Annotated in this window: 8 protein-coding genes and 1 pseudogene; 7 read left to right on the top strand and 2 right to left on the bottom strand. The window is 57.7% G+C overall.

What is annotated here, in order from left to right; genetic code table 11:
- The first annotated feature begins 259 nt into the window (after nt 1-259).
- Genes BM131_RS10200 through BM131_RS10215 form a run of 4 tightly spaced genes read left to right on the top strand, consistent with a single transcriptional unit; the run spans nt 260 to nt 4,851 of the window.
- Nucleotides 260-1,699 (top strand): YfcC family protein, encoded by a 1,440-nt coding sequence (locus tag BM131_RS10200; RefSeq protein WP_090189092.1) that lies wholly within the window; start codon nt 260-262, stop codon nt 1,697-1,699.
- A complete protein-coding gene (locus tag BM131_RS10205; protein WP_090189094.1) occupies nt 1,696-2,913 on the top strand; it encodes an arginine deiminase in 1,218 nt (405 codons plus the stop codon). Before BM131_RS10200 ends, BM131_RS10205 begins: the two co-directional genes overlap by 4 nt.
- Nucleotides 2,914-2,923: 10 nt before the next feature.
- Nucleotides 2,924-3,925, top strand: coding sequence for an ornithine carbamoyltransferase (gene argF, locus BM131_RS10210; protein WP_090189095.1), 1,002 nt, complete (start codon nt 2,924-2,926; stop codon nt 3,923-3,925).
- A 2-nt stretch (nt 3,926-3,927) separates the two neighbouring features.
- Entirely contained in the window at nt 3,928-4,851 is a 924-nt protein-coding gene (locus BM131_RS10215) for a carbamate kinase (RefSeq protein ID WP_090189097.1), read from the top strand.
- A 220-nt stretch (nt 4,852-5,071) separates the two neighbouring features.
- On the opposite strand, the gene rlmF is transcribed toward BM131_RS10215, so the two are convergent.
- Nucleotides 5,072-5,998, bottom strand: coding sequence for a 23S rRNA (adenine(1618)-N(6))-methyltransferase RlmF (gene rlmF / locus BM131_RS10220; RefSeq protein ID WP_090189123.1), 927 nt, complete (start codon nt 5,996-5,998; stop codon nt 5,072-5,074).
- A gap of 341 nt (nt 5,999-6,339) precedes the next feature.
- On the opposite strand from rlmF, the gene BM131_RS10225 reads away from it, so the two are divergent.
- The 3 genes and pseudogenes from BM131_RS10225 to BM131_RS10235 form a co-directional block, all read left to right on the top strand.
- Nucleotides 6,340-9,606: an ExeM/NucH family extracellular endonuclease gene (locus tag BM131_RS10225; protein WP_090189098.1), complete on the top strand. Its 3,267-nt coding sequence runs from the start codon at nt 6,340-6,342 to the stop codon at nt 9,604-9,606.
- Between the two features lie 377 nt (nt 9,607-9,983).
- On the top strand, nt 9,984-10,490 hold the full coding sequence (locus tag BM131_RS10230) for a TRAP transporter small permease subunit (protein WP_090189126.1): 507 nt from the start codon (nt 9,984-9,986) through the stop codon (nt 10,488-10,490).
- Nucleotides 10,490-11,071: pseudogene (locus BM131_RS10235) on the top strand (TRAP transporter large permease subunit); the annotation flags it as partial. The gene BM131_RS10230 and the pseudogene BM131_RS10235, both read left to right, overlap by 1 nt.
- Before the next feature lie 80 nt (nt 11,072-11,151).
- On the opposite strand, the gene BM131_RS10240 reads toward BM131_RS10235, so the two are convergent.
- Nucleotides 11,152-11,404, bottom strand: a 253-nt coding sequence (locus BM131_RS10240) for an ATP-binding protein (protein ID WP_175499280.1), incomplete at its 5' end; no start/stop codon positions are given.

Here is an 11,404-nt window from a genome sequence, read left to right on the forward strand (position 1 = left end):
AGTTTCGCATTGCTACGACACTTGTTGATGACACTTCCAAAGGCCTGGAATGCGACGTCCTTTTTAAAATCACCCAACGCTGTTTCCGTATGCATCAGCAGCTATGCCGCCGTCCGGGACGGGTCGTTTGCTGCAAACTAAACCCTAGCGGTATTCGGAATCTTGTTTGATCCAGATCAGCGCACCTTAGATTTGGGGCGTCTAAGCAAAAGGTGCCTTAAGGCCCTGCGCTGTTGCAGCGATTACATAGGAGGTATCCATGTCGACACCATCCGCGCCTACCCCTCGCAAGTTCCATTTCCCCTCGGCCTTTACGATCCTGCTGTCGCTGATTGTTATTGTGGCAGCCCTGACGTGGATCATCCCTGCGGGCCAATACGACCGTGTCGCATCAGAGGTCCTTGGCAAAGACGTGCCCATGGCTGGCACCTACGCACCGATGGACGCCAATCCGCAAGGCTTTTTCGATGTCATTCTGGCCCCCATTGCCGGGTTTTATGATCCAGCAAGCTATACAGCCAATGCCATTGATGTGGCTCTGTTCGTTCTGATGATCGGCGGATTCCTTGGTGTCGTCACGGCGACCGGTGCGATTGATGCTGGCATCAAACGCGCCATGGCCCGCCTTAAGGGCCGTGAAAAGTGGATGATCCCGATCTTAATGGGACTCTTCGCTCTTGGTGGCACGACCGAAGGCATGGCCGAGGAGACATTGGTTTTTTACGTTCTGCTAACGCCAGTGATGATCGCCGCAGGCTATGACGCGTTGACGGCCGTCGCGGTGATCATGTTGGGCGCTGGTATTGGCGTGCTGGGGTCTACGGTGAACGCCTTTTCCACCGTGATTGCATCGGACGCAGCCGGCGTGCCCTTTACCGATGGCCTTGTGCTGCGTCTCGTGCTGCTGGCCGTCACCTTTGCGGCAACAGTCGCCTACGTCATGCGCTATGCGGCACGCGTCAAAGCGGACCCATCGCAGTCGCTGGTTCGCGATTTGCACGCCGGGCACGTCGCGCATTTTATGGGCAAAGATACCACCGATACGCTGTTTACCGGCCTGCACAAAATTGTCCTCATTTTAGCAGGCCTTACCTTTGGCGTCATGATCTGGGGTGTATCCCTTGGCGGCTGGTGGATGGCTGAAATGAGCGGCCTATTCCTGTTCGCCGGCATCGGCATTGGCATTGTCGGACGGCTGGGCGAAAAAGGGCTGGTTGACGCTTTTGTTGGCGGCGCACGCGACCTGCTGGGTGTGGCGCTGATTATCGGACTGGCCCGCGGCATTGTCGTCGTCATGGACGCCGGGCACATCACCGACACGATCCTGCACTGGGCCGAAGGCACCGTGGCTGGCCTGAACCGCGTTCTGTTCATCAACGTCATGTACTGGATCGAGGTGGCGCTGTCGTTCTTCGTCCCCTCCACCTCTGGCCTTGCCGTGCTGTCGATGCCGATCTTGGCCCCGGTCGCAGACTTTGCTGACGTATCGCGGTCACTGGTCGTCACAGCCTTCCAGTCCGCAGAGGGCGTCGTGAACCTCGTTACGCCAACCTCTGCCGTTGTCATGGGCGGCCTCGCCATCGCCAAAGTCCCCTACGAGCGTTGGCTGCGCTTTGTCTGGCCCGTGCTTCTGGGCCTGACCATCATCGTCATGGCCACGCTGAGTATCGGCGTGCTTTTGCAAGGAACCCCCACATGAAATATGGCGTCCATTCAGAGGCGGGCACCCTGCGCCGCGTCCTTGTTCACACCCCCGGCACCGAAATGGCACGCCTGACGCCCGCCAATTGCGCAGAGCTGCTGTTCGACGATGTGCTGTGGGTCAAACAAGCCCGGATCGAGCATATGACTTTCGTCGATGCGATGCGCAATCGCGGGGTAGAGGTCGTCTTTTTGCGCCAGCTTCTAACCGAAACACTGGCCGATCCAGAGGCGCGGCGCTGGCTGCTGTCGGCCCGCGTGACCGATAACACCGTGGGCGTCGGTCTGGCCGATGACCTGATGGCACATCTGATGGAGGTCGATGCCAATACTCTGTCCACAATCCTGATCGGTGGTCTGTCCCGCGCTGAATTGCCCATCGCGGACAGGGGCGTGCTGGCACCAATGCTTGATCCAGCTGATTTCGTGTTACCCCCCCTGCCCAACCATATTTTTACCCGCGATACGACGGCTTGGGTTTACGGCGGCGTTGTGTTGAACCCGATGCACTGGCCAGCCCGCCGGTTAGAGACGCTGAACCTTGCTGCGATCTATCGCTTTCATCCCGACTTTAAGGACGCAGGCTTTCCGGTCTGGTGGGGCGACGCCATGACCGACCACGGCCCGGCCACGTCAGAAGGCGGCGACATCATGCCCATCGGTCATGGCACGGTCCTGATCGGTATGGGCGAACGGACAACCCCGCAGGCGGTCAGCCAGATTGCGAAGGGTCTGTTCGCTGGCGGCGGCGCGACCCGCGTTATTGCGTGCCAGTTTCCCCGCGCGCGCGGGTCCATGCATCTGGACACGGTGTTCACCTTTTGCGACCGCGATCTGGTGACGGTCTTTGCCGAAGTCACCGACGCGATCCGCTGCACGACCCTGCGACCCGGCGACGACGGCGGCATCATCGCCGAAGTCGAAACAAAGCCGTTTCTGGACGTCGTGGCAAAAGCCATTGGGGTCAAGGCGCTGCGCAGCATTCCCACGGGCGGGGACGCATACGAATCCGCGCGCGAGCAATGGGACGACGCCAACAACCTGCTCTGCCTCTCTCCCGGTGTGGTGGTCGGGTACGAACGGAACGTCCATTCCAACACCCTACTGCGCAAAGCCGGAGTCGAAGTCATCACAATCCCCGGGTCAGAACTCGGACGTGGACGGGGCGGCTCTCATTGCATGACCTGCCCGCTGATCCGCGACGAAATTTAAGGAATATTCCATGCCACAGAACTTGCACGGCCGCAGCTTTCTTAAGCTGCTGGACTTCACCCCCAGCGAAATTCGCCACCTTTTGCAGCTGGCCAGCAGCCTGAAGATGGCCAAGGCAGGCGGCTATGAACGCCCCATGCTAGAGCGTAAAAACATCGCGCTGATCTTTGAAAAAGACAGCACCCGGACCCGCAGCGGGTTCGAAGTTGCGGCCTACGATCAGGGCGCACATGTCACCTATCTTGGACCATCCGGCAGCCATATCGGCCACAAGGAAACCATGAAGGACACGGCCCGCGTGCTGGGCCGTTTCTATGACGGAATCGAATATCGCGGCTTTGGTCAAAAGGACGCCGAGGTGCTGGCCGAATTTTCCGGCGTGCCGGTCTTTAACGGGCTGACGGACGATTTCCACCCAACGCAAACGCTCGCCGACCTGATGACAATGCAGGAATTCACCCGCAAACACCTGTCCGATATCGCCGTTTGCTTCATGGGCGACGCGGGCAACAACACCGGTGCATCGCTCATGATCGGTTGCGCGTTGATCGGTATGGACGTCCGCCTGTGCGGCCCGCACAGCTGCTGGCCTGACGAAGCATTGGTCACACAGTGCCGCAAAATCGCGGAAACAACGGGCGCACGGATCACCCTGACCGAAAAGCACGCCGAAGGGCTGAAGGGCGCTGACTTTGTCTATACCGACGTCTGGGTATCGATGGGAGAGCCGGATTCAGTCTGGACCGACCGCATCGCCTTGTTGTCGCCCTATCAGGTTAACGCAAAGGTCATGGCGCTGACCGGCAACGCCTATGCCAAATTCATGCACTGCCTGCCCGCGTTCCATAACCGAGAGACCGAAGTCGGAGAGGCGACGTTCAAAACCTTCGGTATCGACTGCATGGAGGTGACCGAAGAGGTGTTTGAATCGGCAGCCTCTATCGTCTTTGATCAGGCCGAAAACCGGATGCATACGATCAAGGCGGTTCTTGTCGCCACGATGGGTAACTAGGAATGCGCATCGTCGTAGCCCTTGGCGGCAACGCGTTGCTTCAACGCGGCCAGCCTATGACGGCTGAAGCGCAGGTCAAAAACGTGCGCGTTGCCGCTGCCGCACTGGCGGAACTTGCCCGCGATCACCAGATCGTCGTAGCCCACGGTAACGGACCGCAGGTTGGCCTGTTGGCGCTTCAGGGTGCAGCCTATGCCCCTGACGCGCCTTGGCCGCTGGATGTGCTTGGGGCCGAAACAGAAGGCATGATCGGCTACCTGATCGAACAGGAGTTGATGAATGCCCTGCCAGCGGGCGCGCAATGTGCAACATTGTTAACCCGGGTCGAAGTGGCTGCGGACGACCCCGCATTTCAGGCGCCAACCAAACCGATCGGACCCGTCTATGCAAAGACCGAAGCTGATGACGTTGTAAAAGCACACGGCTGGGCGATGATAGAGGAGGCTTCGGGACACTTGCGACGCGTCGTGCCGTCCCCTCTTCCGCTTCGGATCCTGAGTGTGGACGCCATCAAGCTATTGATGGGCGACGGCCAGACTGTAATCTGCGCGGGCGGCGGCGGCATTCCAGTGGTCCGGGGTACTGATGGAATGATGAAGGGCGTGGAAGCTGTCATCGACAAGGACAGAACGGCGGCCCTTCTTGCGCAGGAACTTCAGGCCGATGCGCTGCTTCTGCTGACCGATGTCGCCGCAGTCTTTCGGGATTTTGGCAGCGCGAACCAAAGCGCCATCGGGAACACGACGCCTTTAGAGCTTGGCTCTCTTGATCTTGCGGCTGGTTCAATGGGGCCAAAAGTCAGCTCTGCATGTGACTTTGTCAAAGATAGCGGGTTGCGTGCTGGCATCGGTCAATTGTCCGACGCACTGGCCATCTTAGAAGGACGCAAAGGCACCCTCATTTTGCCAGACCCGGCCACTATTTAAATTGGTGCGACTAATTCGACGCCAGATATCACCACGTCCGCAGGACAGACAAAACGAAGCAAAGCAGGCGTCGGGGATGCGAGGGACATCTTGGTTTTGGTGTTCCTGACCACCCTCATGGTCACACTTGGGGTTGCCGCTATATTTTCCCTAGCTGGCAGATCAGCCACCCAAGATCTCCCCGCGTTTTGCCGACCTGCGCATGAGGTCGCTTTCCATCCTACCTATTAATTCCATTCACATATATCGATCGCTGACTTTCTTTGATGAAAGTCCATGCAATAAAGCGACTCGTTTTTTGCCCCTGCGCCATTTCGACCACTTTGTATTCTTTGACTTTTGCTTTCCCTAATATGCGATAGAGCGTCTGGAGGTTATCTTTTTTCGATACCAGAGAACTAAACCAAAGACACTGGTCGGCAAATGCGACGCTCTGCTCGATCATGCTCGCGATAAACTTTATCTCGCCCCCCGGGCACCAAAGTTCTGCGTTCTGACCGCCAAAGTTAAGCTTGCTTGTATCGTCCTTACCAAGGTTACGCCACTTACGTTCGGTGCCCTTACGCGCTTGTTCGATGGAGGAGTGAAAAGGCGGGTTACACAAAGTGACGTGAAACGCATCACCAGGTTCGATGACGCCTTTGAAGATATTCTTAGGTATTTTTTGTTGTCTAAGCGTGATTTTTAACTTGTTAGCCTCGCAAATATGCCGTGCCGATTTAATAGCAACAGGATCGATATCAACGCCGGTAAAGTGCCAGCCGTATTCGCTCTGCCCAATAAGAGGGTATACTAAGTTAGCGCCAGTGCCGATATCAAGGGCTTTGATATCGCGGCCGCGGGGGATTTCTTGATTATTGCTAGAGGCAAGCAAATCCGCCAGATAATGAATGTAATCAGCCCGGCCGGGGATCGGAGGGCAGAGGTAATTATCAGGGATATCCCAATAATCAATACCGTAATAGGTCTTTAGCAACGCCCGATTAAGTGTACGAACCGCCCTGTCGTCTTGAAAGTTAATTGTTGTGCGACCGGCGGGATTGAGGGTCGTAAAGGCCTCTAGCTCGGGTAACTGCGCCACCAAACGTACAAAATCGTAACCATCTTTGTGTTGATTACGCGGGTGCAGCTTCGTTTCGGTGGCCATGGATAAGCTTTCGTTTGGGTTGGCGGAGGTGATGCGCGCCCTCCCGTCGTGAATGACCGCTATGCCCTTGGTTCGATTGAACTGCAAATCACGGCCTTAGAAACGCGATCTTACCCCGCGCGGCGTGATCCTTGCCTATCACATGTGCCTGCCCCGCCCCATAGGTCGCGCGGCGGCCCGCAGCCTGCCGCAAATATGGCAATTTGCCAGTTGTATCAGCACAGATCAGGTTTTCCGCATTCCGCAGAGGCGCTGACCTAACGTCACGCGCAATTTGTCACAAAAACTATGCTGATTTTTAATCAGTTGAAAAAAATGTGAGCCCGCAGGAGCAACTATTCATGAAAAAATCGTTTAAAATCGGCCTCTTTTTTGGTGGATTCGGCCCCGATGTCATTGATGGTACGGCTAATAGTGACGTGATCTTTGGTGGATTCGGCAATGACCGCATTAATTCCGGCGCGGGGCACGATCGGGTTTTCGGCGGCTTTGGCGACGATACGATTTTGGGGGCTGCGGGTAGCGATACCATATTTGGCGGCGCGGGAACGGATACGGCGATCTATGAGGGCGGCGTCGACGATTACGCGATCTCGGTCAAACCTGTACGCGGATCTGGCCCGACGCAAGTTCAGGTCAGCGACGCGTCCGGCGATACGGACACGCTGCGCAGCATAGAGCAGCTTTATTTTGCCGCCGATGATTACACCGCCGATCTAACAGGGCAGAACAACGCAGTCCTGGCGCGTGACGATGTGGCAGCGGCGGCGGCAGATATGGCCACCGTGCTGGCAGGCCTTAGCGACAATGACTTCGACTTTGACGGTGACACTTTACAGATCACCGCGATCGACACCTCTGCCTTGACGGGCACAGCAACGCTGAACCCTGACGGCACGATTTCCTATGACGCCGCCGGCGCGTTCGATGATCTGGCCGAAGGAGAGGTCGCAACAACGACGCTTAGCTATACCGTCACGGACGGGCGCGGCAGCGTCGATACGGCAACGGTGACGATTACCGTGACGGGCGTCAACGATGCGCCCACGCTGGATCTGTCTGACGTGATGGTCTTTGAAAACAGCACCACTGTGCTGACTGCGGTTGGCGCGGATGTGGACGGCGATGCGCTGACTTACAGCATTTCCGGCGCGGACGCGGCCCTGTTTGTCATTGACCCGGCGACGGGCGCTCTTGCCTTCGCAGAGGAACCAGATTTTGAGGCTCCGTCAGACCTAGACGGCGACAACGTCTATCAGATCGCCGTCACGGCGACCGACACTGGCGGGCTGTCCGCCACATCCGACATTGCGGTGACTGTTGCCGACGTGGACGACGCCCCGCAAAACAGCGTCTTCGTCAGCGAAATTCACTATGACAACGCCGGTGCCGATACTGGCGAGTTCATCGAGGTTGCGGGCACTGCGGGTGCCGACCTAACGGGCTGGTCCTTGGTTCTGTATAACGGCAACGGCGGCGCAAGTTACGATACGATCAGCCTAGACGGCGCGCTGTCGGGCACATCTGGCCAAGGGTATTTGTCCGTCAATGCGACGGGTATCCAAAACGGTGCCCCTGACGGGATCGCCTTGGTTGCCCCCGACGGCACCGTCATTGAGTTTCTATCCTATGAAGGCACCATGACCGCGACCAATGGGCCTGCAGCGGGCCTGACCTCTATTGATATCGGTGTAACCGAAAACGGCAGCGACGAGGCCGGATTATCCTTGCAGCGGCTGGAAGACGGCACTTGGACCGGCCCAATCACCGCCACCCGCGATGCGGCGAACGAGGCAGAGATTGACACACCCCCGCCGCTGCCAGACGGGACAACGCTGATTTCGACCATTCAAGGCAGTGGTAGCGCCAGCGCCTATGTGGGGCAAACCGTCAGCGTCACGGCAGTGGTCACCATGGTCGCAGAGAACGGCTTTTACATGCAAGAAGAGGACAGCGACGCTGACGGCAATGCGGCAACATCCGAAGGGATTTTCGTCTTTACCGGCGACACACCGAACGTCACCGTTTCCTACGGCGTGACCGTCGTGGGCGAGGTGGCGGAATACTTTAACGCGACCCAGATCAACGCACAGACCTTTGAAATCATCGGCCCGCTGGTCGATTTGCCAACGGCGGCGGGGCTATCGCTGCCCTTCGCCACGGATGACGCGCTCGAATCCGTCGAAGGCATGCGGGTGTCCTTGGATATCGGCACGGACGACGCCCCCTTGCAGGTCATTGAGACATTCGAGCTTGGCCGCTACGGCGAAATCGTCGTGTCCGAAGGGGCCCAGTATCAGCCGACGCAGCTTTATGATGCCCAAACGCAGGCGGCCGACGTTGACGCCTTGCAAGAGGCGAATGCCGCGAACCGCCTGACCATTGACGACGGCGTTGCCGCGCAAAACCCGACAGAGTTCGCCTATATCCCCAACACGACTGATGGCGACAACGGCAACGGCTATCTGGATATTGGTGATGACCTTAGCGCGGGCGGCACCCTGCGTATCGGGGCCGAAATCACCGCGCCGATCACCGGCGTGATGAGCTACAACTTTGGTGAATACAAACTGATCGCCGACGGTCCGCTACAGATTGACGAGGCCACCAATACAGATGCCCGCGAAGCGGCCCCCGCCGATGTTGGCGGCACGTTGCAAGTCGCCAGCGTCAACACGCTGAACTACTTTACCACGCTCGGCCAGGACGATTCCAATGCACGCGGGGCCGACACAGCAGAGGATTTTGCCCGTCAAACGGACAAGCTGGTCACTGCAATCACCGCGCTGGACGCCGACATCATCGGCCTGCAAGAGCTAGAGAACAACGGTTTCAGCGACGGGTCTGCCATCGCAACCTTGGTCGATGCACTGAACACCCGCGCCGGCGCAGACATCTACGCCTTTGTCGATCCGACCGGCACCGGCGGCGAAATTGGTACCGACGCCATCACGACCGGTCTGATCTACCGCGTCGATGCGGTCAGCGTCGTAAACGCCGGCATCCTTGACTACACGCCAGAGGGCGAGTCCCAACTGAACCGCCCCACCGTCGCGGCGCTGTTCGAGGATGCGAACGGAGAGCAGATCACCATCGCCGTCAATCACTTTAAATCCAAAGGTGGTTCTGGCACTGGCGACGACGCCGACCTGGGCGACGGTCAGGGGGCCTATAACGCCACCCGCACCGAAGCAGCGATCCAGCTGACAGAGTGGCTTGCGTCCGATCCATTCGGGTCTGGCGATAGCGACTACCTGATCATCGGCGATCTGAACGCTTACGGCCAAGAGGACCCGGTGCAGGCGATCGAGGATGCGGGCTATACCAGTATGCTATCCAGCCTGATCGGCGAAGACGCCTTTAGCTATACCTTCGACGGGCAGCGCGGTGCGCTGGATCAGGCGCTGGCCAGCAGTTCGCTGACCGGTCAAGTGACCGGCATTACCGAATGGCACATCAACTCGCTTGAACCTAACATTCTTGGCTATTCGTCAGAATTCACCGATCCAGCATGGTTCAACGCCGATGATCCCTATTCCGCATCGGACCACGATCCGCTGCTGATTGGCTTGGACCTTGGCAATTACTTGAATTTAGAAGTCGCCTGACCCGAGACCAGATTTTGAAAGGCCCCTACCATTGCGGCAGGGGCCTTTTGCGTTTGTACGGGGACGACGGTTTTCGCCAACAAAGTCGCTGCCTATTCAGTTTCTTGGCATGTCTTTCGCTGTCCCATTGCGGCGGGTTGAAAATGCCTTCCCCGCCGCTTTTGCGGAAATCCTATAAACTAGGCAGACGCTTATTCTGCGGGCATATGCTGCTGCATTTTGGCGTCTTGGCAGGCTTGAAACTTGACGCAGATCGCGTGCCAGGCTGACGCTTGGATCGGTAGAACCCGAAAGGCCATTTCAATGTCAGCTCGCCCCTTTGCCATGCGCAAGGCTGTAAAGATCGGACAAATTGCGAATAGGGCGAGCGGTCTATGATGCCGAAATGGGCCCGTGCCTATGTGCGCTACGTCGAGGCGTTAAACTACCGCGTCGGCCGCTTTGCCATGTACCTACTGTTCGCCATGATGGGCGTCCTTTTGTGGTCGTCCGTGACCAAGATGATCAATGTGCCGGCCCTTTGGACGTTAGAAATGGCGCAATTCATCCTTGTGGCATACTATTTGTTAGGCGCGCCCTACACCTTTCAACTTGATACCAACGTCAGAATGGATCTGCTTTATGCGCGGCAAAGTCCGCGGAAAAAGGCGATTTGGGATGCGATTACTGTCTTCGTCCTGATCTTCTATTTGAGCGTGATGCTTTACGGCGCGCTTGGCAGCACTGTCTATTCCTTCGAGACGTCAGAGCGCGCACCGACCGCTTGGCGCCCTTACATGTGGCCCATCAAGACCATCATCTGCGCCAGCTTTGTCCTGATGATCCTGCAAGCCATCGCCCATCTGATCCGCGACGTCGCCGTCTGGCGCGGAAAGGTGCTGTGATGTCATACGAAATGATCGCAGCCCTGATGTTTTCAACCATGCTGCTGATGATGCTGACCGGGCAGCGGGTGTTCGGCGCCATCGGTTTTGTCGCCGTCGTCGCGGCGATCCTGCTGTGGGGTCCGGGCGGGTCTGACATGGGCTTTTCGTCCATCATAAAGCTGATGAAATGGAACGCGCTGCTTACGCTGCCGATGTTCATCTTCATGGGCTACGTCATGTCCGAAAGCCGCCTGGCCGAGGATCTGTACAAGATGTTCTACGTCTGGTTCGGCCCCCTGCCCGGCGGCTTAGCCATCGGGACGATCATGCTGATGGTGATGATTTCAGCGATGAATGGCCTGTCCGTGGCCGGGATGGCCATCGGTGCCACCATCGCCCTGCCGGAACTGCTGAAACGGAACTACGACAAGCTGATGATTTCCGGCGTCATCCAAGGTGGATCGAGCCTTGGCATCCTGATCCCGCCATCGGTCGTGCTGGTGCTATTCGCACAAATCGCCCGCCAACCGGTCAGCCAGTTGTGGTTGGCGGGGTTGATGCCGGGCCTGCTGATGGCCACGCTTTTCGTCATCTACATCGTCGTACTGTAGATTTCCACGCGGAAGTGAGCCGGGTTTTCCATCGAGAAGTGAGCCACCTTTAAGTTATGTTTCGGGTGTCAGGCTTTGGTCAATGCATGATTGTCCTCCCTCTTTTTCTGCGCCGCTACGGCTGCACTGGCTTTGAAGCGGAAGCTGTCGTTTCCGGTCTCCAAGATGTGGCAACGGTGGGTTAGGCGGTCGAGGAGTGCGGTCGTCATCTTAGGATCGCCAAAGACGGTGGCCCATTCGCTGAAGCTCAGGTTCGTGGTGATGACGACGCTGGTGCGCTCGTAGAGTTTGCTGAGCAGATGGAAGAGCAGCGCGCCGCCT

It is taken from the genome of Loktanella salsilacus (assembly GCF_900114485.1).
GTDB lineage: Bacteria > Pseudomonadota > Alphaproteobacteria > Rhodobacterales > Rhodobacteraceae > Loktanella > Loktanella salsilacus.

What these genes read in the sequence shown, in the direction of transcription:
- BM131_RS10225 (WP_090189098.1), top strand. Translation starts at nt 6,340, where the DNA reads ATGAAAAAATCGTTTAAAATCGGCCTCTTTTTTGGTGGATTCGGCCCC.
- BM131_RS10200 (WP_090189092.1), top strand. Translation starts at nt 260, where the DNA reads ATGTCGACACCATCCGCGCCTACCCCTCGCAAGTTCCATTTCCCCTCG.
- BM131_RS10215 (WP_090189097.1), top strand. Translation starts at nt 3,928, where the DNA reads ATGCGCATCGTCGTAGCCCTTGGCGGCAACGCGTTGCTTCAACGCGGC.
- rlmF (WP_090189123.1), bottom strand. Translation starts at nt 5,998, where the DNA reads ATGGCCACCGAAACGAAGCTGCACCCGCGTAATCAACACAAAGATGGT.
- BM131_RS10230 (WP_090189126.1), top strand. Translation starts at nt 9,984, where the DNA reads ATGCCGAAATGGGCCCGTGCCTATGTGCGCTACGTCGAGGCGTTAAAC.
- argF (WP_090189095.1), top strand. Translation starts at nt 2,924, where the DNA reads ATGCCACAGAACTTGCACGGCCGCAGCTTTCTTAAGCTGCTGGACTTC.
- BM131_RS10205 (WP_090189094.1), top strand. Translation starts at nt 1,696, where the DNA reads ATGAAATATGGCGTCCATTCAGAGGCGGGCACCCTGCGCCGCGTCCTT.